The organism is Phaeodactylibacter sp., assembly GCF_022763345.1.
Classification (GTDB): Bacteria; Bacteroidota; Bacteroidia; order Chitinophagales; family Saprospiraceae; genus Phaeodactylibacter.
In genome coordinates this window covers 22,697-47,342 of sequence record NZ_JALEGS010000052.1, presented here as the reverse complement: position 1 = coordinate 47,342, position 24,646 = coordinate 22,697, and the positions used below count along the sequence as shown (strand labels likewise).

Genomic DNA, 24,646 nt, shown 5'->3' with positions numbered 1-24,646 from the left:
AAGGAGCATAGCCTAAGCTAAGTGACTGAAGAGTAACGAAGTGCAGGATAAAATTTGGCAAATGCAGCCCAATGGGTGAAATCCCAACATAGTCTTAGATCAGTTTTAGCCCATTTTACCTTGTATTAAATCATAGCTGACAAAAAACATCCTGGTTTTCGGAATTGCAGATGGTTTGAAGTTCTTAACTTGTGCAGCCAAATGCATTAAAACTCACCCAAGTGCGACGACTGCTGCCCATCCTTCTGCTATTGTACTATGCCTCGCTGCCGGGGCAGGAGCAGCCTCCTGTCAACGCCTTTGAGCCAGACGTGTACGATGCAGGCAACCAAAACTGGATGCTAAGCCAGAGCAAGCGGCAGTTCATCTATGTGGCCAACAATAAGGGACTGTTGGAGTACAACGGCATGCAGTGGACCCTATTACCCTCGCCCAACGAAACGATTATCCGTGCAGTAAAAGTAGTGGATGGGAGCATCTACACCGGCTGCTATCAGGAGTTTGGCGTTTGGGAGCCTAATGCCTACGGTGGGCTGGAATATCAGTCCCTTTCCCAACCGGTCGCCGATCAGATGGTCGCCGATGAGCATTTTTGGAATATCCTGGTCCACGAAGGCCAACTGATTTTTCAGTCGCTTGATCAGCTGTTTATCTACGACCCGGAATCGGAAGCCATTGAGGTTTTTACGCCTGATAATGGTGTGGACAAACTCTTTGAAGTTCGTCAGGGTCTGATTTTTTCCGACGCCCGGGCAATGCTCTATCGTTTGGAGGGAGGAGAAGCCCTGCCATTACTAAAGGCTGCTCTGCCTTCAAGGATTATCTATGCCTGGGATGCACAGGAAGGCATTGGCTTGGTCACGGACCGGCACGGAAGGTGGCTGGTCCGGCCAGATGGCACCGTTGAAAAACTGCAGGACCCTCCCCGGATGCAGAATACTCGGGTGTACAGTGCGCTGCAGTTGGAAAACGGGCAGCTCGCAATGGGTACAATTTCTAACGGTATTTTCATACTGAATGCCTCCGGGGAAGTGGCCTATCAAGTCATTCAAACCGACGGGCTGACCAATAATACCGTCCTGTCGCTATACGAAGACGCCTCCAACAACCTCTGGGCAGGTACCGATAACGGGATCAGTTGCGTGAATCTGGGCTCTCCCTTTCGGAAATATACCGATCAAAATGGGGTGTTAGGTACTGTCTACACTGCAGTGAAACACAATGGACGGCTCTACTTCGGCACCAATCAAGGCTTATTTGTCCAGGTGCCCGGGCGTACCGAATTTAAGCTGGTGGAGGGTACCACCGGTCAGGTTTGGTCACTATTCCAATATGAGGGGGCATTGTTCTGCGGGCACGATCAGGGGACTTTCATTATTGATGGGCTTAGTGCGGAACAAATCTTCGGAGAAAGCGGCACCTGGCAGTTCGTGAGTGTGCCGGGCAGGCCGGATCTCCTCATGCAGGGCAACTACTACGGGTTGTCAGTGCTGGAGCGATCGGGAAAGGGGTGGTCGTTTCGAAATAAGGTGGAAGGGTTTAATCTGTCCAGCCGGTTTATAGCGCTTCGCAAAGAGCAGGAGGCTTATATCAGCCACGAATACAAAGGCATCTTTGGCCTGATGCTGGATAAAGGTTATCGTCAGGTGGTTGCCCGGATGGATTACCCGGAGCCAGTAAAAGGTAAGAATGCGGGGCTGGCCGCTTTTGACGACAAGGTGTTCTACTATTCCCGGGAGGGGCTTTTCGCGCTGAAGGGCTTTGAATCTGGGTTTGAATGGCACGAAGCCCTGAGTAAGGAACTGGCTGGGAAAGCCTTTGAATCCGGCAAAATGTCGGTGGACCCTGAAGGGCGCTTGTGGTTCTTCACAGATGACGAGCTCATTTACTACACCAAGGGGGCTTTATCTGAGGATTGGGAGTTGCGCTCTGTACCGGTTCAAGCCAACTTGATCAATGCGATGTCCGGCTATGAAAACATCACCTGGTTGAAACCTGACCATTACCTTATTGGTACGGCAGATGGCTATCTGGTGTTCAATTTTGAAGACTTACCGGTGTTAGACCATCAAGTGTACATTACCCATGTACTCAGCTATAAAGTGGACCGTCTTGAACGTGCGCTGCCGGTCAGTGACAGCCCAACGGTGCCTTTTTCCTACAATAATCTATCCTTTGAGTTTGCGGTGCCCACTTACAGCCGTTACTTTGTGCCGGAATTTCAATACCGTTTGCTCGGGCTGTACGATTCCTGGAGCGAATGGTCGCATGATGCCTCCTTGTCGTTCCGCAACCTGCCCTTTGGTCACTATACCCTTGAAATCCAATCTCGTATAGGACAACAGCATAGCAGCAATGTTCTAACCTATGACTTTGTAATCAATCGGCCCTGGTATTGGTCAGTCGTGGCGATAGTGGTCTACGTACTCCTCGGTCTGCTACTGATTTACTTCACCCACCGGGCCTACACGCGTTACTACCAAAAGCAAAAAGAAGAGTTGCAAGCTGAGAGCCAGCTTCGGTTGGAGGCGCAGCAAAAACAAGCTGAACTGGAGTTGATTCGGGTACGCAACGAGCAACTGCAACAAGATATCGACAGTAAAAACCGGGAACTTGCCATCTCCACCATGAGCCTGGTCAAGAAGAATGAGCTGTTGCACCAAATCAAAAGTGCCCTGAAGCAGGAAGGCTCCCCGGATGCCAACATCCGCCGGGTAGTTCGCACGATTGATAAAAACACCGATGAGGCCGAAACCTGGAATTTTTTCAAGGAAGCTTTCGAAAATGCGGATCAGGAGTTTTTTAAGAAAGTACAGGAGAAGCATCCCAAGCTGACCCACAATGACTTGAAACTGTGTGCCTACCTGCGCCTTAATCTGTCCTCCAAAGAAATTGCCCCCCTCCTCAATATCTCTGTGCGCAGTGTGGAAGTGAAACGGTACCGGCTGCGCAAGAAGATGGAGCTGGAGCACGATGAAGGCTTGGTGGAATACATTCTCAGTATCTAAATGCCACCTCAACAAGACCGGAATTTACCACAACATTACCTATACAAAAACGGTTTTCAACCGGTTTTACTGGTATAAGCGCCCTTCACTGGATTAACCTCTGATGTAGTGGATTCCATGCGATTCCAACTTTTTAGAGCCTGAACAGGCATTGGGGGAAAAATAATTTGGTGTTGTATGCTTTTTGTTGTGGTCTCTTTTTTCTCAGCCACCTATACATGTCCTAGTTTTGAAGAGAATCAATAAGTCCTGCCCTGACTTTGAGGAAGGGAGGAAAAAATTAGTGATATGAAACGAAATTGCCTAACCATTTTTCTGCTGTTGCTTGGCGGATTCCTGTATGCTCAGGAAGTCACAGTCAAAGGCACAGTACAGGATGCCGAATCGGGTGAGCCCCTGATCGGCGTAAACGTTTTAATGCTCGGTGGCGACGGCACCGGCGGTGCAAAGGGGACCATCACAGACTTTAACGGGGAGTTTGAACTGCAAAATGTACCGGTTGGTACGGTCTTGCAGTTCTCTTACACCGGCTTTGAGTCGCTCACCAGAACGGTAGAGAGCGATGCGCCCATGATCATCGAAATGGGCACCAACGCCGAGGTGCTGGAGGAAGTCGTAGTCATTGGCTACGGTACCCAAAAGAAAAGAGATGTAACCGGCGCCGTTGCCATTGTCGATTCCAAAACCATCGACGAACTGAAACCTATTAAAATTGAACAGGCCCTGCAGGGTACTACACCTGGCGTAAATGTGACACAGCAGTCTGGTTCGCCCGGTGCAGGCTTGGATATCCGTATTCGGGGAGTGTCCACCAATGGGCAGAACGCGCCCCTGGTCATTATCGATGGGTATCAGGGTGACTTGAATACCCTCAACCCGAATGATATCGAGTCCATTACGGTACTGAAAGATGCTCAAGCGGCGGTATACGGCACCATTGGTGCGAACGGCGTCATCCTGGTAACTACCAAGACCGGCCGGAAAAACAAGCCGCCTCAGCTGAGCTACAATACTTACTTTGGCCTGCAAGAAACATCTCGCACACTGCCGCTGCTCAATGCTACAGAATACGCGTTGCTGCTCAACGAAGCCTATGCCGCAGGCGGGCAGCCTTTGCCTTATCCCAATGCAAGCGGGCTGGGCGCAGGCACCAACTGGCAGGACGAAGTTTTCGATCAGGCACCTATGATGAGCCACGACATCACCGTTTCCGGAGGCTCAGACCGGGTGACCTACTCCCTTAGTGGTTCTCATCTGGAGCAAGAGGGCATAGTAGGTGGGAATAAGTCGAGTTTCCGGCGGAGTACGGCACGCCTGTCCCTTGGCATTGACCTTACCGACAACCTTAAGCTGACTACCAACGCGATTTACTCCTACGTAGACCGCGATGCCCTCAACGAGAATGGTCTTGGTGCAGTCTTGTTTAACGCCTTGAATACACCGCCCACACAGGCTGTTTTCGACGATGCCGGTGATTTCACCCTCGTGCCCAACACCCCTGGTCTGGGCATTGAGGTCATCAACCCGCTGGCACAAATCGCCAATACCTTCAATGATTATGACCTGAACAAGCTGAATGGACAGACCACACTGGACTGGACGGTGCTGGAAGGGCTGAAACTTACCGGGCGGGTAGGTTTTAATACCAGCAACAGTGAGGGGCGGACTTTTAACAAGCTTATCAGCTACGGTGGCAAGGTGTTCGATATTACGCGAAGCAGCGTGAATCAAAATGCCATTAACGACAATAACTACTCGATTGATCTATTTGCCACTTACGAGCGGTCTTTCGGTAGTGCCCACAACCTGACCCTGACTGGTGGTTCCACCATCTTCCGCGAAATAGGCAACGGGCTGTTCGCAACGGGATTCGATGTTCCGAACAACTCCTGGAATTTTGCCGATATCGCACTGGCCCTGGGCACAAGCCCGGATGGCGGCCGTGATGTGGGCTCTTACGCCTACGATGAGCGCCGCTTGTCCTACTTCGGTCGTGCGCAGTACGATTTTGATGGGAAATACCTGCTGAGTGCGATGCTGCGCCGGGATGCTTCCACTAAGTTCGGCCCTGAAAACAGAGTGGGTATCTTCCCTTCTTTCACTGCGGGCTGGGTATTGTCTGACGAAGACTTCTTCAATCCGGTTGGCAAAGTCGACCTGGCCAAACTTCGCGTAAGCTACGGTATTCTGGGTAACGATCAGATCGTTAATAATGGCTATATCGGCACCCTGAGTGGCGAGGCAACTTACGTTTTCGACGGCGCGCTGGTTAACGGTACCGCGATTGGCGCTTTGCCCAACCCGGAACTGCAGTGGGAGGAAGCCGAGAAGTTCAACGCCGGTATCGATCTGGCTCTTTTCGACTACAAAATAAATATCACAGCCGACTACTTCATCAACACTCGGGATAATCTGCTGATTTCCAATATCCCGGTTTCCGGTATTACGGGTACTTCCGCTCCTGGTGCCGCCTCTCCAACCGTCAATGCCGGTTCGGTGCGCAACCAGGGACTGGAATTTTCCATTGGTTACCAGCAGCGGTACGACAATGAACTGAAGGTGAATATCAACTACAACTTCACCACCCTCAGCAACGAAGTGCTGGAAGTGAACAACGGGACCGGCTTCATTGAAGGTGGTGCCTTTGGCGTTGGGCAGTTGGCTCCATCCCGCATGGAAGTAGGGCAGCCGATTGGCTATTTCTTTGGCTATCAGACAGATGGTATCTTTCAGAATGCAGCAGAGGTGGAAGCTCATCCTTCCCAGATTGCGTTGGGTGCAGAGGCGCAGCCGGGCGACCTTCGCTTTGTGGATATCAACGGGGACGGCGTGATCGATGCCGATGACCGTACCAACCTCGGTGACCCGATCCCGGATTTCACCATGGGCCTCAACCTGGGCTTTGAATACAAACGGCTGGATTTCCGGGCGTATATTTTCTCCTCCATTGGTAACGATATGGTCCGCAATTACGAGCGGGCGCTGTCTGATGTGAACCGTCTGGACTATTACCTCGACCGCTGGACCGGTGAGGGTACAAGCACAGAGGTGCCGCGTGTGACTACAGCAGCGACTTCCAATCTGGTCTTCTCTGACTTTTATGTGGAAGATGCTTCCTTTGTGCGCTTGCAGAATGTGCAGTTGGGCTACACCCTGCCACTTTCCTTCCTGCGCAATGACTTGTCTACGCTGCGGCTTTACGTAAGTGCGAACAACCTGCTGACGCTCACGCAGTACCGCGGCTTTGACCCCGCAGCCTCATCCGGTGCACCGATTGGCGGCGGTATCGACTACGGATTTTACCCCATTCCCCGCATCTTCATGTTCGGGGCAAACCTTAACCTGTAAAATCGATCAACATGAAATCTTTCCTTCAAAAAATAGGGATTGTCCTGCTGGTACTGACACTCAGTACAGCCTGTGAAAAGGAATTCATAGACCGGGCCCCCGTTTACTCTATCGACTCGGAAAACTATTTCAACTCCGAGGACGACTACAATAATGCATTAATTGCGGCCTACGATATCCTGCAGTCCACTTACGTGAATGTACTGCTGGGCGAGATTGCGTCTGACAATACCCTTTGTGGTGGAGAAAGCGCTACCGACGTGGTGGGCTTTCAGCAGATCGACGATATGATCCACACCCCGGTAAACAGCAATCTCCGGGATGTATGGAACTGGATGTTTGCCGGTGTTAGTCGTGCCAGTTATATTCTGGAATTCCAGGATAAGACAGATTTTCCCGGCAAAGCACAGATTTTAGCGGAAGCTCATTTCCTGCGTGCTTACTACCACTTTGAGCTGGTAAAATGGTTTGGCCCGATTCCGCTGAAAGGAGATGAGCGTTTTGCGATTGGCGATGAGACCCGAATCCCACGTTCTCCTGTATCAGATGTCTATGCTGCCATTGAGGAAGACTTGCAGTTTGCGGTGGAAAACCTGGCAGATGTAGCCCCTCAGACAGGGCGGGCCACCAAAGGCGCTGCTCAGGCGCTGCTGGGTAAGGCCTACCTCTATCAAGACAAGTTTGCCGAAGCAGCAACCGTACTTCAGGAGGTGATCAACTCTGGCTTGTACGAGCTGGAACCGGACTACAGCGTCATTTTCGAGCCACAGGGCCAGAATGGAGTGGGCTCCGTTTTTGAGGTGCAGTACTCTGACGCAGAAGGTGCTGGTTTTGGCTGTCTGCAGTGCAGCGAGGGCAACGTAGCCGTTGGCTTCAATGGCATTCGTAACTATGTAGGCCCTGAGTTTGACAGCGGCTTTAGTTTTAATGTGCCGGTACAGGAAGCCTATGATGCTTACGAGCCGGGCGACAGCCGCCGGGACAATGCCATTCTAAATATTAATGCCTGGGCGGAAGAGACCGGAGCGACTTTCGGAACAGGGTATGAGCACACGGGCTTCTTCAACCGCAAATACCTGCCTCGCAAAGGCGATTCCAACATCGGTGATCAGAACCTGACCAACCCCAACAATTACCGGGCGATCCGCTACGCAGATGTGCTGTTAATGGCAGCCGAGGCCCTGAACCGGGGCAATATCGACGATGAGCTGGCACGCGAATACCTAAACCGCGTACGTCGCCGTGCATTTGGCGATATGGACCACGAAATCAGCGCCAGTGGCGGCGCGCTTACCGATTTCATCCTGGCAGAGCGCCGGCTGGAACTGGTAGGAGAGGGGCACCGCTTCTTTGACCTCGTCCGTACGGGCCGGGCTGCTGAAGCAATCGAAGGCTTTCAGGAGGGCAAGCACGAGCTGTTCCCTGTCCCCTTTGAAGAAATCCAATTTTCGAATGGAAACTGGGAGCAAAACCCAGGCTACTAAAATTGACAACCATGCGTATTTTAAAATATCAGCTATTTCTGTTCCTCCTCATCGGCTTATTCAGCTGTACGGAGGAAGATACGGTGCCTGAGCTGGAGGGCATACCGGCACCTTCAAATATTTCCGCCCTATTCACTATCGCTTCTGACAATTCGGGCGATGTAACGATTTTGCCGGATGGGCAGGGCGTTACCCAATACACGGTCTTCTTTGGAGACGGCAGCGAGGAAAGTGCCGAGCTACAGCCTGGCGAAAGCGCCGAGCATACTTACACCGAAGGTACTTACACTGTTGCGATTGATGCGATGGGCGTAAATGGCAAAGTTACAAGCTATACTCAGGACCTGACCGTAGCCTTTGAGGCGCCTCAGAACCTGGAGGTTACCGTTGTGCCCGTGCCTGGTGACCCCTTTTCCATAGATGTGGCGGCTACTGCTGAGCTGGAGACCTTCTTCGAAGTGACCTTTGGAGAAACCCCTGATGAAGAGCCAGTTGCCTTTATGGAAGGAGAAACGATACGGCATACCTACAGCGCCACTGGCGAGTATGTGGTCAGGGTTGTGGCCCGCAGTGGCGGAACAGGCAGTGCAGAAGCTACAGATACCGTGACCATTGCCAATCCACTACTGTTGCCGATTGACTTTGAGGACCCTACTCAGGAATATGTTTTCTCCAATTTTGGTGGCGCAACCTCCACCGTAATAGATAATCCGGATATGTCGGCTGCGAACCCAAGCAGCCGTGTGGGCCAGTTGAATAAAATGGATGGCTCAGAAGTCTGGGCAGGTTCCTTCCTGGAGCTGGGCGAGCCTATTGATTTTGCTTCCGCACAAAAAATTGCGATCAAGACCTGGGCGCCTGAAGCCGGTATAGACATTCTGCTCAAGGTGGAAAATGCCGCTAATCCCGACTTATTCCATGAAGTGACGATGCAAAACACCGTTGCCAACGAATGGGAAGAGCTGGTTTTCGATTTCAGCGAGGCTGACTTTGCCAATGATTACAACCGTGTAGTGGTTTTCTTCAAGTTTGGCACCGCTGGTACAGGCGAAGATTATTACTTCGACGACATTGAAGTGACGGACGGCAGCGCAGAGCTGGTCTTTCCGGTAGATTTTGAAAACCCGGATATCAACTACAGCTTCGAAGGATTCGGCAGTGCAGGCGCTTCGGTGGTAGCTAACCCCGACATGACTGCCCCGAACGAAAGCGCCAATGTAGTGGAATTTATCAAAGCCGAAGGTTCAGAAACCTGGGGCGGTGTGTTCTTCGACATGAGCAACCCGATCGACTTTTCTACCCAAAAGAAAGTCCGTATGAAGGTTTGGGCGCCAGCTGCTGATGTACAGGTCCTACTTAAGTTTGAGAACCTGGGCAACGGCGATATTTTCATTGAGCGTCCGGTACAAAATACAGTACCGAACCAATGGGAAGAGCTGGAATTTGACTTCACAGATGCTGATTTCTCCAATGAATACCAGCGCGTGGTACTCTTCTTTGACTTTGGCAATGCCGGTACCGGTGAAGCCTACTATTTTGATGACATTCAACTTGTTGAGTAAAAAAATCAAACGATGAAATTTTTTCCCATATCAATAATATTGCTCAGTGCGCTGGTCTTCTTTGGGTGTGAAAAAGAGGACTACGAGTTTGGTGAGATCACGGCTCCTTCCGGGCTGGAGGTAGCGGTGAACATCGCCGGAGCAGATGAAGAAAACCCCTACGGTGACGGCAGCGGCCTGGTGACTTTCACCGCTAATGCCAGCGATGCCATCACCTACAAATACGTATTTAGCGACGGTACAGAGCAAGTGTCGCCAACGGGCAAATTTGCCAAGCGTTTCACGCAGGTTGGTGTGAACACCTATACCGTAACCACTATCGCTTCCGGCAAAGCCGGCGTGGCCACTTCCTTTACACAGGAGGTGACGGTGCTCAGTAATTTCAACGATAATGAAGCCATGGAACTCCTTACCGGTGGAAGCTCCAAAACCTGGTACTGGGCAGCGGATGAGCCGGGGCACCTGGGCGTAGGCCAGAATGATGACAACGCCGAACTGAACTACTTTGCCAACTATTATCAGGCTGTACCTTTTGAAAAAGACGGTGCAGCTGAAAGCACTTGCCTGTATCAGGACGAGCTGACCTTCTCTATGGACGGCAATCGGTTGTTGTACCAGCTAAACAACAAGGGGCAGACCTACTTCAACTTCAATTTCGAAGGTGTGGCAGGTGGCTCCAATGGCTTCGACTACTGCTACGACTTTGAAGTAAACGATGAGCCTCAGGTGGTGTCTCTTAGCCCTTCGGAGTCCGTCGTGGCTATGAATGGTATCCCCGGGCTGACCCGCGGAACGGTGATGAATTTCACGGATGGCGGCTTTATGAGCTACTATGTGGGGTCCTCCACTTATGAAATACTGTCCATTACCGAAAACCGGCTGGTGGTCCGTGTTGTGCAGGGCAATGATCCTGGCCTGGCCTGGTACCACATCTTCACCTCCACCAAGCCCGGTGCTGATGAGCCTACCTTCGACAACCTGGTCTGGTCTGATGAGTTTGATACCAATGGCGCACCGGACGAAGCCAACTGGAGCTACAATACCGGTACCGGCAGCAACGGCTGGGGCAACGGCGAGGCGCAGTTCTACACCGACAGTCCGGATAATGTGATCGTGGAAGACGGCTTGCTGAAGATTACCGCCCGCCGCGAAGAGTTTGGCGGGTCGCAGTTTACCTCTGCCCGGATTGTCTCTGAGGACAAATTTGAATTCACCTACGGACGGGTAGATGTGCGTGCAAAGCTGCCAACCGGTGGCGGTACCTGGCCGGCGATCTGGCTTTTAGGCGAAGACTATCAGACCAATACCTGGCCAGCTTGTGGCGAAATTGATATCATGGAGCACGTGGGCAACGAACAGGACCGCATTTTCTCTTCCCTGCACTTCCCCGGCAACTTTGCTGGTGATGCGGTAACGCAGGGGACTGATCTGCCTGGTGCCTCCGAAGACTTCCACACCTACTCCGTGACCTGGACCGAAGATTTCATCCGCTTCCTGATTGATGATGAGGTGTACCACACCTTCGCCAATAATCCGGATTTGCCTTTCAACAGCGACTTCTTCCTGATCCTGAATGTCGCCATGGGGGGCAACTTCGGTGGAACAATTGACCCCGCCTTCATGGAATCTACCATGGAAATCGACTGGGTGCGGGTTTACCAATAAAGACTCAGTTGCTGCGTGCTGCCTAACCATTAGCCCGCAGCAACTACTTTCCTTAACTAAACTTTCCAATTTGACTTCAAAAACGTATGAGACTATGAAAAAATTTACTTTCCTCCTGTTGTGCCTGATCCCGTTTTGGGGTATGGCGCAATCTGAACCCACAGTGGCTGCCCCTACGCCCACACAGGATGCAGGGGACGTAATTTCTTTGTTTAGCGATGCCTATACAGATGTACCTGTGAATACGTACGCAGCCCCCTGGAGTGCTGGCATGGTATCAGATGTACAGGTCGATGGCAATGCTGCCAAGCTCTATACCAATTTAGACTTTGCCGGTATCGAAATGCTCGACGATAACGCATTAGACCTGGTTGCAGCTGGTATGACGCACCTGCACGTGGATGTATGGACACCCAATGCCACGACATTCCGAGTCAATATGGTCGACTTTGGAGGTGATGGCTTTGGTGGTGGCAATGACACCAACTTCAACCTGCCGTTTGAGAACTTCACGCAGGGCGAGTGGGTCAGCTTGGATATTCCGCTGACGGACTTTATGGGCATGAATCAGACGGATGTTTCTCAGTTGGTCCTCTCTGCGGTACCGGCAGGTGAAAGCACCGTTTATCTGGACAACCTGTTCTTCTATGCAGGCGTGCTGCCCCCGGCACAAATGGACCTGCCGGTGACATTCGATGAAGACAACGTACTGTACAGCACAATTGATTTCGGAGGCACTTCCTCTATGCTGGTTGAAGACCCTGAAAATGCAGGCAATACCGTAGTGCAGACCGTTAAAATGGCGGGCGCAGAAATCTGGGCAGGCACGACCCTGTCTGAAAACCTTGGCGGTACGCCGAATGATCCCGGTTTTGCCAGCGCTATTCCATTTTCCTTTGCGGAAAGCGTGATCTCTGTGCGGGTTTGGTCGCCCGCAGCTGATGTTCCGGTTCGACTGAAGGTAGAGAACTCCATGGACGCCGGTGTTTTTGTAGAAACGGAAGATACAACCACAGTTGCCGGAGCCTGGCAGACGCTGGAGTTTGAGTTCAAGAATCAGGTGGAGGGTACCCCAGCTATTGATTATGCAGCGATGTACGACAAGCTGTCCATCTTTTTTGATTTTGGGACCTCTCCCGCTGCAGATGCTACTTACTACTGGGACGATGTGGTCTTTACCGGCACCACTACCGTTGGCGGTACGACTCCTATGACCGCTGCGCCAACCCCAACTGAAGATCCCGCCAATGTGATTTCCCTGTTCAGTGATGCCTATACAGATGTACCAGTGAATACCTTCCTGGCGGTGTGGAGCAATGCCGCTTTGGAAGACATCGAAATTGAAGGAAACCCCACAAAGCTTTACACCAACCTGGATTTTGCTGGCATCGAGATGCTGGATGACAATGCCCTTGACCTCGTTGCAGCCGGCATGACCCACCTTCATTTGGATGTTTGGACACCCAATGCCACGACTTTCCGCGTCAATATGGTCGACTTCGGCGGTGATGGTTTTGGCGGTGGTAATGACACGAACTTCAACCTGCCATTTGAGAACTTCACTCCAGGTGAGTGGGTCAGTCTGGATATTCCGCTGACGGACTTTATGGACATGAATCAGACCGATGTTTCTCAGCTTGTGCTTTCGGCAGTGCCAGCCGGGGCGAGCACCATTTATCTGGATAACCTGTATTTCTACCAGGGCGTTACGCCCCCTGCGCAGATGGACCTGCCGGTGACATTTGATGAGGACAACGTGCTCTACAGCACAATCGATTTTGGCGGTACCACTTCTATGCTGGTCGAAGACCCTGAGAACGCAGGCAACACAGTCGTACAGACTGTAAAAATGGGCGGTGCAGAAATTTGGGCAGGCACGACCCTGTCTGAAAACCTTGGCGGTACGCCCAATGATCCCGGTTTTGCCAGCGCTATTCCATTTTCCTTTGCGGAAAGTGTGATCTCTGTGCGGGTTTGGTCGCCCGCAGCTGATGTTCCGGTCCGTCTGAAGGTAGAGAACTCCATGAATGCAGATGTTTTTGTGGAAACAGAAGATACAACCACAGTTGCCGGAGCCTGGCAGACGCTGGAGTTCGAGTTCAAGAATCAGGTGGAGGGTACCCCCGCTATTGATTATGCAGCGATGTACGACAAGCTGTCTATCTTCTTCGACTTTGGCACTTCCCCTATGGAAGATGCGACCTACTACTGGGACGATGTCATCTTCACCGGCACCACTACCGGAAGCCAGGAGCCTATGGTCGCCGCACCAACGCCCACCGAAGATCCTGCCAATGTGATTTCCCTGTTTAGCGATGCTTATACGGATGTGCCTGTGAATACCTTCCTGGCCGTTTGGAGTAATGCAGGACTGGAAGATATCGAAATCGAGGGCAATCCAACGAAACTGTACACCAACCTGGACTTTGCCGGCATTGAGATGCTGGATGTCAATGCCATTGACCTGGTCGCAGCTGAGATGACCCACCTGCACGTGGATGTATGGACACCCAATGCCACGACTTTCCGTATCAATATGGTGGACTTCGGCGGTGATGGTTTTGGTGGTGACAATGACACCAACTTCGAGATTCCATTTGAGAACTTCACGCTAGGATCATGGGTCAGCCTGGATATTCCACTGACAGACTTTGAGGGCATGAACCAGGATGATGTTTCCCAGCTTGTGCTTTCAGCAGTGCCAGCCGGGGCGAGCACCATTTATCTGGACAATCTGTATTTCTACAAGCAGGAAGTACAGACTGGCAACCAAATGGACCTGCCTGTAACTTTTGATGATCCTGAGGTACTGTACAGCACTATTGACTTCGGCGGTACGTCCTCTACCATTGTAGAAGACCCTGAAGCTGCGGGCAATATGGTAGTGGAGACCGTGAAGATGGCAGGCGCAGAAACCTGGGCCGGCACTACACTGTCCGAAGACCTCGGCGGCACGCCCAACGATCCTGGTTTTGCCTCCGCCATACCTTTCACAGATGAAGCGACTATCATTTCTGTACGGGTGTGGTCACCTGCTGCCGATATTCCGGTCCGCCTCAAAGTTGAAAATTCTATGGATGCAGCAGTATCTGTGGAGACAGAGACGATGACCACAGAAGCAGGTGCATGGCAAACGCTTGAGTTTGAATTCAAGAACAACGTGGGCGGCACCTCGGCGCTCGATTATGAGGCTGTTTACAACAAGCTGTCCATTTTCTTCGACTTTGATACTTCTCCGGCAGAAGACGTTACCTATTACTGGGATGATATCGTTTTCACAGGTACCACCACCACGGGAGAGGATCCTACTCCAATGGAACCTGCGCCAACACCTACCGTTGACCCGGCATTCGTGATCTCCATGTTCAGCGACGCCTATGCCGATGTACCGGTAGATACCTGGCTGACAACCTGGAGCGCTGCAAATTTGGAAGATATCGAGATCGAAGGCAACCCCACCAAATTGTATACGGCACTGGATTTTGCTGGTATAGAAACGGTAGGTCCAAATGCCATTGACTTAGTGTCTACAGAAATGACGCACCTGCACGTGGATTTCTGGTCGCCTAACAGCACCACCTTCCGCATAAAACTGGTCGACTTCGGCGGTGACGGCTTCGGTGGCGGCAATGATACCGAGTTTGAGATCCCGTTTGAACTGGCACAGGAAGAATGGGTCAGTCTTGATATTCCACTGGTCGATTTTGAGGGTATGAATCAGGATGATATCTCACAGTTTATCATCTCTTCTCTGCCGGCAGGAGGATCCACAGTTTACCTGGACAACGTTTACTATTATGATGCTGATCCTAGCAGTACGAATGCCCCTGAGCTCGGCGTGGCTAAGGCTTTCCCGAACCCGGGCCATGACAACTTTACTATTACTGCACCAGCTATTATGGACGAGGTGATCCTCTATAATGCTTCCGGTCAGGTAGTAAAAACCTGGCAGCCACTGAGCACGCAGTTGAATGTGGATGCTTCCGGCCTGAACCCTGGCGTTTACGTCGCTATGGTTCAGTCTGGCAGCCGCCTGATGGTGGTACGCCTGATCAAGCAGTAAACCAAAAATCAGGTTTCATACTACGTATTTCTTGAGCTACAATTGGACGAAACCCTGTCTCTTCGGAGGCAGGGTTTCTTGTTGTAGGAAACTAGGCGACTTCCGACCCGGTGGAAGCCTGAAGCAGTTCAAACCATTCTTCCCGGCTCATCATGAGGTGTACCGCATCGGCTGCCGCTTTGAGGCGTTCTATGCGGGCAGTGCCGACTACGGGCAGGATACCGGATGGGTGCCGCATCAACCAAGCCAAGAGTAACTGGTCTACGCCAATATTTTGCTCCCGCCTTTCAATGATTTCCCGGGCAGTAGTAAGGATCCGTTGTGCTCGCTCATCGGGCGAAGCACTGAAAATACTCCCTCCGCCCAGCGGCGACCATGCCATAGGCCGAATCCGGTGCTGCTGGCACTGATCGAGGGTGCCATCGGTAAAGGGGGGCAGGTGGAGCAAAGCGGCTTCTACCTGATTCGTAACGAGTGGAAAACGGCTGTTGAGCAAATCAAACTGCGCGGGCGTGAAGTTGGATACCCCAAAATAGCGCACCTTCCCTTCCTTCTTTAGGTATTCGAACTCCCCAGCGATCAAATCAGCGTCCATCAAAGGGCTGGGGCGGTGAATGAGCAGGAGGTCAATGTAATCCGTATTTAAATTGCGCAGGGACCGGTCTACGGAAGCGCGGATGTGCTCCGGGCTGGTATCGTACGACTTGATGCGGTGATGAGGGCGCTGTGGCACCTGCATCTTTATACCGCATTTGGTTACCAGCTGTATTTTGTCCCGAAGGCTTGGCTGAAGCTTCAGGGCTTCACCAAATTCCGCTTCAGTGGTGTAGCTGCCGTAGATATCCGCGTGGTCGAAGGTAGTCACGCCATAGTCCACACTTTCTTCAATCAGGCGAAGCATATCCTGGGTGTTGAGCTGATGCCCCCAGAGCCCCCATTTCATAACGCCGAAAACGATGCGGGAAAATGTAGGGCCTTGCTCAGAAAGGGAAGTCGTCATAAGTCTGTGGTTTTGCATTGGCCTAAAGGTAGTAAGCTTGTATAGATTAGGAATGGATTGAGTTTGTTTCTAGTTTTTGCTTTTACTCATTTAAAATTTTCTTTCTTTTTGTTTTTTGAAAAACAAAGGACAGACCTATACGATATGACTTGAGGCACTAGCTGAGGAGGCGCGCCCCCTGCAATATTCTCGGTTGACCGGTTCACTTAGGCGGTAGTCAGCCATTATTCCTGTGCATCCGGAGCCACGGGTTCCTCACCTAGCAAAAGACTGACAAAATAGTCCGGTAGCATCACATGCACCGGGTGTTCCTGGCCGGGCAGTGCAATAAGAGGAGCTTGAATAGGCAGCAATGCTTGCAGATAGGTCGAATTCTCAAAGGGGACAAGGGTGTCTGCGGTGCCATGAATGAGGGTAGTGGGCACCTTTACCGACTGAAACAGGGCTATGGCTTCCCGGAGCGCTTGCGGGTGCCCCAGCTTCTCTACATTAGAAACCCAAATCGGGGAGGGGAGCAGGTAGCGGAAAAGCTGAAAATTGATCCAGTAGGAGATACCGAAGGTCACTTCCAGTTTCGGATCATAAGCACCCGAAACGCCATAGATGCGTGCTATCTCTTCCGGTGCCAGCGCCCCAAGTGCTACCGCCACTGGTGCGCCATAACTATGCCCAAAAACCACGGCAGGTTTGGGTTGAGCTTTGAGAATGGGCAGCAGCGCCTGACCTTGTACCTTCACAGAGGGCTCGGCTCTCTTGGGGCGAGTGCCGCCGTAACCGCGACGTTCAGGGATGAGTAGATAGTATTGCTCGTAGAGCTGGTTCCGCTTAGCGATGGCCAACCAGTCGAACAGCCCGCCCGGCGCGCCATGGATAAACAGCAGAGGGGTCTTGGTACTGTCGCCAATTTGCAGGTAGCGCACCTCATCGGGCGTGAATTTTATAGTCAATGGCTGCTCAACTTCACTGTACAGCCAGCGGGCGCCCCTCTCAGAACTTAGAAACCGGTCAGCGCCTGCAATCAGTAGCAATAAAAGCACCGTCAGCCCACCGAGGCTGATCAACACCCATTTCAGGATACGTTTTACTTTATTCATCGTAGCTTTAACAACCGCTCCTGCCAGAAGTAGTTTGCCGCTTCCAGTCTAAGTAAATAAGTGCCGGCAGGGTAGGGCGTCAGCGGGATGCGCAATTCTCCTCCGTTCAAAGCCCAGCGCCCGGCCTCCTGACCTTGCATAGTATATAGTACCGCCTGCCCTTCAGTCTGCCCGGGGACAACGAGCCAGACCGCATCTTTAGCCGGATTGGGAAAAAGCCTTACCTGTTGACTCCCGGGCTCTTTGGTATCCACAATCACCACTTCAATAGTATCACAGTAAGTATTGCTGCCGCAGAGGTCGGTAGCGGTCAGGCAAACCGGATAGAATCCAGACTGCTCATAGGTATGAATGGGATTGGGCACGTCGGAGGTATTTCCATCCCCGAAATCCCAGCTCCAGTCTGTGACGGTGTTGTCAGCCAGTTCGAAGAAGCTCACCATGCCATCCTCAGCAATCCAGTTGTAATTGACCCAGGGCGGAGAACAAGTAACGCTTATGGAGTCACAAAACTGGGTGCTGCCGCAAATGCTGCTGGCGGTGAGGCAGACCTGGTAGGAGCCAGGTTGCGTATACGTATGCATGGGGGCCTGTTGGGTACTGCTTTGACCGTCGCCGAATGTCCAGAGCCAGGCGACTGCATCAGTGGTAGAGCTGTCCTGGAAAGTAGCCAGGAGTTCATCAGTGGTGAAGCCAAAATCAGCTTGTGGAGGTGTGCAGGTTACTGTGATGAGCTCACAACGTTGTGTTGACCCGCACACGCTGGAGGCCTGCAGGCAAACCAAGTAATTGCCTGGACTGCTGAAGGTATGGGTAGGGTTCTGCGCAGCACTGCTGTTGCCATCCCCGAAAGTCCAAAACCAGGTGTCAGGAATATTGGTGGAAATATCGGTAAAGTCTACTTCCAACTCTGAATTCATGTAAGTGAAATTAGACTGGGGCGCATTGCAGGTGATGCCGATGGTTTGGCAAGTCTGTGAAGTCCCGCAAATACTGCTGACGGACAGGCAAACGGTGTAGATGCCCGGTTCGGGGAAAGTATGGGCAGGGGTTTCCAGATCGCTGGTGGTGCCATCGCCAAAATTCCAGGACCAGGAGGTGGGATTATTGGTGCTGGCATCCGCGAAGATGAGGTTAAGTTGGTTGGGTGTGTATTCGAAATCAGCCTCAGGCGCAGCACAGCTTACCGTTATGGTTTGGCAGGATTCTGTAGTACCGCATACGCTGCTAACCGTTAAGCAAACGGTATAGTCCCCGGGCGCAGCGTAGGAATGTGTGGGATCGGGCAGGGTGGAAGTTGTGCCGTCTCCAAAATCCCAGGCCCAGCTGGCTGGATCAGCCGTTGAGGCATCGGTGAAAGCCACCTCTAGTTCGTTGGGTTGGAAGGAAAACTGTGCCTGAGGCGCAGCACAGCTTACCTGCACGGTTTCACAGTCAGTGGCACTGCCACAAAGGCTGCCGGCTTCCAGGCAAACGGTATAGGTTCCGGGCTGACTATAGGTGTGCATCGGGTTAGGCCCGGTTGCGGAATTGCCATCCCCAAACGTCCAGAACCAGCTCGTGGGGTTGTTGGTGCTGGCATCGGTGAAAGACACCGAAAGCTCTTCTTCCTGCACTGCAAACACAGGTTGAGGGGCGTTGCAGGACACGGTGATCTGTGAGCAGGTTGTGTTGGAGCCACAAATGCTTTCAGCGGTGAGGCAGACTTCGTAGGTGCCTGGGGCAGCGTAACTGTGCGCCGGGTTTTGCTGGGTAGAACCGTTTCCGTCCCCAAATGTCCAGGACCAGCTTGTGGGCGCGTTTGTGGTGTTATCCTGGAAGTTCACCTGCAACTCATTGGCGGTATTGGTAAATGCAGGGCCTGGAGCTGCGCAGCTAACAGCAACCTGTTGGCAGGACTGATTGCTGCCGCAGGTATTGCTGCTGATGAGGCAAATGGTGTAGGTGCCCGGCGCATTGAAGGTATGCGTTGGGTCGGGGACACCGCTGCTACCGCCATCACCAAAGTCCCAATCCCATTCGGTTGGAGTATTAGGGCTCAGGTCAGTGAGGGTAACCGTGAGCTCGTCGGTCTGAACTTCGAAATTGGCTTGTGGCTCCGGGCATTCGATGACCACAGGAGCACAAAAATCATCAGAGCCACAGATGCTGCTTGTGGTCAGGCAAACTTCATAGGTGCCGGCTGCCCCGTAAGTGTGGGAAGGGTTTTGCTGCGTGGACGCGTTGCCATCGCCAAAATCCCAGGCCCACTGCGCCGGGTTGTTGGAAGAGGCGTCAAAAAAGGAAACATTAAGGAGGTTGGCTACCTGTTCAAAAGCAGCATTGGGCGCCGGGCAACCTACAGATTCGGTTTGGCAGACGGTATCGCTCACTCCACATTCGTTGGTTGCGGTCAGGCAGATTTCGTAGGTGCCGGGAGAGGAATAGGTATGCATGGCGTTGGCTTGCATAGCGCTGTTCCCATCGCCAAAATCCCAGGCCCAAGCGGTGGCAGTACCAGGCAGGTTCGCTGTGAAGCTATAAGAAAGCCCATTCGCAGAACTTGCGAAGTCAGCGTCAGGCGGAAAGCAGTCAATGTCAAGGGTCGTGCAGGTGCTTAAAAGCCCACACGGACCGTTGGACTGCAGGCATATTTCGAATACACCGGTACTCGGGAAGGCAAAGCTGAAACTGCTCCCTCCACCAACGCCCTGACCGTTGACCTGCCAAAACCAGCTGTCGGCCTGGACAAACGAGGTGTCGGTAAAAGTGGCTTCCAGTCCATCCAGGTCAATGCTGAAGCCAAGGGGCGCATTGCTGCAATCCAGGTCAAGAGTCTCGCAAACCACATCGCTGCCGCACACACTTGATGCAATCAGGCAAACTTCAAAGCTGCCCGAACCCGGGAAGAGGTATTCGGGAGAAGGTCCGGTAAGCGTATCCTGCCCGTCAATGACCCAGGCCCATTGTTCTGCACCGCCGTTGGAATCGTCTTGGAAACTGACCAGCAGGTTGTCTGATGCATAGGTGAAGCCAGCCTGCGGTGGCGGGCAGCTGACTGAAACCGTATCACAGACTGCTGAGTTGCCACAAATATTTTCTATGCTGAGACAGATTTCGTAAATCCCTGGTGTTTCGTAATTGTGGAATAGGGCAGGGCCGCTGGCGATGGTACCGTCCCCGAAGTCCCAGCTCCAGGAATCCGGGAAGTTGGCGCTTTGGTCTTCCACGAAAACAGCCAGGTCTGTGACCTCGGTGGTGAAGGCGGCAGCCGGAGGCGGGCAGGTAACCGCTACATTCTTGCACGATGTATCCGTTCCGCAAGCGCCGTCCACGGAAAGGCAAACCTGGTAGGTGCCTGGCGCATCATAGGTATGCTGAGGGCTCTGGCTGTCGGAAGTATTGCCATCTCCAAAGTCCCAGGACCAGCTATTCGTGCCAGCGCTGGAAGCATCGGTGAAGGTGACATTGAGGTCATCTTCACCGAAATCAAAGTCGGCTTCCACATCGCCGCAGTTGACCTGCACCAGCTCGCAGGTGGATGCGTTGCCACAATTGTTGAGCACCACCAGGCAGACAAAGTAGTTGCCCGGCTCGCTGTAGGAGTGGGTAGGGTTTTGCTCGCCGGAGGAATTGCCATCGCCGAAATCCCATATCCATTCATTGGGCATGCCGAAGGAAAAATCCTGAAAGCTGACTTCCAGCCCGTTGTTGTTTTGGGCAAAGAAGACTTCCGGAGGGGTGCAGGAGGTCTGTAGCTGTTTGCAAACGGTAGCACTTCCACAATCCCCAACGGTAGTCAGGCAAGCCGTGAAGGTACCGGTAATGGGAAAGGTGTGGACGACTGCCACTCCGGTGTCCTGTGCTCCATCGCTAAAGTCCCAGAAGTACTGATTAGTCCCTGTGTCACCCTGTCCCTGAAAACTGGCGGTCAGCCCTGTCACCTGAAAGGAAAAATCGGCCTGAGCTTGACAAAATTCCCCTTCGGTGATTTGATAAAGGGTATCCACATCCGGGTCTTCCAGGAAGTCGATATTCCCGTTTGGCCAGCGCACAATAATGCTATCCAGTGTAGTACTTGGCCCCAGCCCAAAGTGCGCCCGCAGGCCGCAGTGAATACCGTACCCTTCACCGCTTCGGATTTCGCGGACCTGCCGCCCCCATGGGCCATAGATTTCCACTCTTGACCCCACGCCATTCGGGTTGGCATCCGTTCCTTTGAGGGCGACCTCCACGTAGTGGTTGTTGTTCCCGGCATTGAGCAGCAGTTTGTCCGGCTGTGTGCCGATTTGGTTGAAGCCCAGGCCGTAGCCCGCGTAGATGTCCACAAAGCCGTCCGCATTGAAATCCCCAACCACCGCACTGTGTATTCTGCCCGGGGCAGGAATCGCATTATTGACCCTTACGAAAGTAGAATTGCCCTGATTGCGGAGTATGGCGTGGCTGGCTCCGATAGACGTGTAGAGCAGGTCCAGGCGCCCGTCATTGTCAAAGTCCGTAAAAATCGCCTGCACGCCCAGGCCCGTTCCGGCTAAAGCTTCCGGTATATTGCTATTGCTGGTGATGTTGGTAAAAGTGCCGTTGCCGTTGTTGCGGTAGAGGGCGTTGGGGATATCATGATTGATCACGAAGGCATCATAGTCGCCATCGTTGTCAATGTCGCCAAATGCAGTGGAAATACTCTGTCCCATCGGGAGCAGGCCTGCAAAGGCGGCTACTTCGGTGAAGTCGTCATCATCGTCGTTGCGGAAGAGCAAATTGAGGCGGCGGCCGTCAGTGGCATCGGTTACCCCCAGGCGGTATTTGGAGATATACAGGTCAGAGGCCCCGTCATTGTTGTAATCTGCCCAAACGGTGCCATAGTTGCCTGAGTTGTCGGAGGGGACACTTGAAACAGGGTTGATTAGGTTGTAGTCCAGTGAGAAGACATTGTTTCCCAGGTTGCGGAAAGGAGCGCTAAGCCCGTCCTGATGGGCTGCGAACAGGTCGAGGTCACCATCGTTGTCGATATCTGCCATATTGGTGCCCTGCAGGAAATAATTGCCGGGATCGATGACTAGTGCGGTATAGTCGGTGCCATCGTCATTGGCCAGGAACAATCGCAGGGCATTATAAGAACCGCCGGTCAAAATATCATTGTAGCCGTTGCCGTCTACATCACCCACCGCGATGCCATTGGACGGGTTGTTCAGGGACTGAACGTAAAGGCTGCTGAAAAACGGGGTGCCGGCCTGCTGATATTCAATGTAGAGTTCCTGACGATTGTCAAGGATCACGAGGTCTTGCAAGCCGTCACCATTCATATCAGCGGCGGCCATGGGCGTCCCCGAAAGCAAACCAACGTTATCAAGGTAAAGTGTAGAGTCAAGGAAGCTAATCTGCCCCAATACAGGCAGCGCAATTCCAAGGCAGGCGAGGAGTAAGTAGTTTCTCATAGGATTATGTTACGGTATGGCAAACTTCTGGTTTGCCTGGTGTGGGATTATCCACTATCAGTATATACTGTAGTCCGGACCTTAAAGTTACACAACTTTGAGAAAAGTAGGGTGAATTTGTGCGTACGGATTGAAAAGTGGAGAGGAGCAAAGCTGGTCGGGTAAGGCTTTGATATACTGGAAGCTTACAGTTTAGACAAAAGCAGATATTAAAAGATTTGATGATCAGTGGTCAGGCATTGATACGGGCTGCTCAGGCGCTGTATCACCCGGCTTGCCCGGGCTAAAATCAGGATTTGGCTGGAAATGCCCCTGTTTTTTTAACTTAGCAACCTATTTTACACCAAAACCCAAAAACCATGATGTTACAACGGACCTACCTACCGGGTATTTTTTGCCTGGTTTTCGCACTTCAAATGCTTTCGGCTCAGACTTACCAAGAATCAATCAAACTGACACCTTCGGACCGGGACACTTTCGACTTTTTTAGCGGACATATGGCAACCGACGGGGCTTTCGCTATTGTTGGTGCGGTGGGCACAGATGAGAATGCCGCAGGTACTAATTTCCTGGATAATGCGGGCGGCGCCTACCTTTTTGAATACAATCCTGCGGATGGTTCCTGGACGGAGCGGCAAAAACTAATAGCCTCTGACCGGAGTGCAGGGGACGAGCTGGGCTATCGGGTAGCGGTGTCCGGGGCGATAGCCGTGGCCACTTCTTTCCGCAATCGACTGGATGAGAACGGGGCCAATCCAATGCAGGATGCCGGAGCTGCCTATATTTTTGAAAGGCAGCCCAACGGTAACTGGGCCGAATTGCAGAAACTGGTACCCGCTGACCGGGCACCTGTAGATCGCTTCGGGAGAGGCCTGGCAATTACGGAAGGCCACACCATTTTTGTTGGTGCCCCGGATGAAGACCCGGAAGTCAATGGCTCGCCTGCTGTCTCTGGTGCCGGAGCAGTGTATGTTTTTGAGAAAAACCCGGAGAATCAGTGGACTGAACAACAGAAACTCGTGGCCTCTGATCTAACCACGGGCGATAATTTCGGCTATGCTGTAGCGGTGGATGGAGATGTGGCACTAGTCGGCGCATTTGGGAAAGACCGTACAGAAGGCGGGGAATTCTATAATGTGGCCGGTGCTGCCTATTTTTTTGAACGGCAGTCTGATGGCGAGTGGCTGCAAACCCAAAAGGTGGAGTCACCCGAACCGGTAGCCGAAGCCTTTTTCGGGCATGAGGTAGCTTTGAAAGGAGATTACGCTGTGATAGCTGCTGATGAAGAAAGTGTTTTTGAAGGGGGAGGGGCAGAAATAACCCAAGCGGGAGCAGTGTACGTGTATCATCGCGATGGTAATGGGCTCTGGACTTTTGAAGGACGTTTGACTGCCCCTGATCCGGATGTGAAGGACCATTTTGGGTTCAGTGTGGCTATCGAGTGGCCGATGTTATTAATCGGTGCATACCAGGACGAGGAAGATGCTAACGAAGAAGATGCATTAAACCAGGCGGGCGCGGCTTTTATTTTCGAATCCAGTGAAGATGGCGAGTGGGAGTGGGTACAAAAGTTAGCAGCTAGTGATCGCGCAACATCTGATTTTTACGGCCGCTCTGTTGCGATTGCCGGAGAACAGCTTCTGGTCGGATCTTTTCGGACCGCTTTTGCTGGCACCGGTGCGGCGGCCTTGAATGGAGCAGGGGGCGTATACATTTACAATCCCATGACTACGCATACCTTAGAGGCAGCTCTTATTCGGGCTGAGGTATTCCCCAATCCTACGTCTGGCGCTATTCGGGTGGTGTTGCCAAATTTACATTCCTCTGTTGAAGCTTCCATCTTGACGATTGATGGGCGTCCGATTGCGGATCACATGTTCCAGTACACTCAAACGCTAGACTTTTCGCTCCCGGGCCCCGCAGGTATTTACCTGCTACGATTGGCTACCGAGGATGGGGCAGCTACCTGGAGGCTGATTAAACAGTAGGTATCCGGTTCCAGAGCCAC

The 24,646-nt window shown here is 52.4% G+C and carries 10 protein-coding genes; 7 read left to right on the top strand and 3 right to left on the bottom strand.

Annotation, left to right across the window (positions count from 1 at the left end; genetic code table 11):
- The first annotated feature begins 221 nt into the window (after window positions 1-221).
- The 6 genes from MRY86_RS14765 (at window position 222) to MRY86_RS14740 (ending at window position 15,130) form a co-directional block, all read left to right on the top strand.
- Window positions 222-3,008: a two-component regulator propeller domain-containing protein gene (locus MRY86_RS14765; protein ID WP_293571602.1), complete on the top strand. Its 2,787-nt coding sequence runs from the start codon at window positions 222-224 to the stop codon at window positions 3,006-3,008.
- A 288-nt stretch (window positions 3,009-3,296) separates the two neighbouring features.
- A complete protein-coding gene (locus MRY86_RS14760) occupies window positions 3,297-6,356 on the top strand; it encodes a TonB-dependent receptor (protein ID WP_293565676.1) in 3,060 nt (1,019 codons plus the stop codon).
- 11 nt (window positions 6,357-6,367) lie between these two features.
- Complete coding sequence (locus MRY86_RS14755; RefSeq protein ID WP_293565678.1) at window positions 6,368-7,840, top strand: RagB/SusD family nutrient uptake outer membrane protein; 1,473 nt, start codon at window positions 6,368-6,370, stop codon at window positions 7,838-7,840.
- A gap of 11 nt (window positions 7,841-7,851) precedes the next feature.
- Window positions 7,852-9,402, top strand: coding sequence for a carbohydrate binding domain-containing protein (locus tag MRY86_RS14750; RefSeq protein ID WP_293565680.1), 1,551 nt, complete (start codon window positions 7,852-7,854; stop codon window positions 9,400-9,402).
- A gap of 12 nt (window positions 9,403-9,414) precedes the next feature.
- Window positions 9,415-11,067: a family 16 glycosylhydrolase gene (locus MRY86_RS14745; protein ID WP_293565682.1), complete on the top strand. Its 1,653-nt coding sequence runs from the start codon at window positions 9,415-9,417 to the stop codon at window positions 11,065-11,067.
- A 94-nt stretch (window positions 11,068-11,161) separates the two neighbouring features.
- A complete protein-coding gene (locus tag MRY86_RS14740) occupies window positions 11,162-15,130 on the top strand; it encodes a T9SS type A sorting domain-containing protein (protein WP_293565684.1) in 3,969 nt (1,322 codons plus the stop codon).
- Window positions 15,131-15,221: 91 nt separating this feature from the next.
- On the opposite strand, the gene MRY86_RS14735 is transcribed toward MRY86_RS14740, so the two are convergent.
- The 3 genes from MRY86_RS14735 to MRY86_RS14725 all read right to left on the bottom strand — a co-directional run bounded on the left by MRY86_RS14735 (window position 15,222) and on the right by MRY86_RS14725 (window position 22,638).
- Entirely contained in the window at window positions 15,222-16,130 is a 909-nt protein-coding gene (locus MRY86_RS14735) for an aldo/keto reductase (RefSeq protein WP_293571601.1), read from the bottom strand.
- A 224-nt stretch (window positions 16,131-16,354) separates the two neighbouring features.
- Window positions 16,355-17,224: an alpha/beta hydrolase gene (locus MRY86_RS14730; protein WP_293567008.1), complete on the bottom strand. Its 870-nt coding sequence runs from the start codon at window positions 17,222-17,224 to the stop codon at window positions 16,355-16,357.
- A complete protein-coding gene (locus tag MRY86_RS14725) occupies window positions 17,221-22,638 on the bottom strand; it encodes a PKD domain-containing protein (protein ID WP_293571600.1) in 5,418 nt (1,805 codons plus the stop codon). Before MRY86_RS14725 ends, MRY86_RS14730 begins: the two co-directional genes overlap by 4 nt.
- Before the next feature lie 359 nt (window positions 22,639-22,997).
- Here MRY86_RS14725 and MRY86_RS14720 point away from each other — a divergent pair, with 359 nt between their 5' ends.
- Window positions 22,998-24,626: a T9SS type A sorting domain-containing protein gene (locus MRY86_RS14720; RefSeq protein ID WP_293571598.1), complete on the top strand. Its 1,629-nt coding sequence runs from the start codon at window positions 22,998-23,000 to the stop codon at window positions 24,624-24,626.
- Window positions 24,627-24,646: the final 20 nt, after the last annotated feature.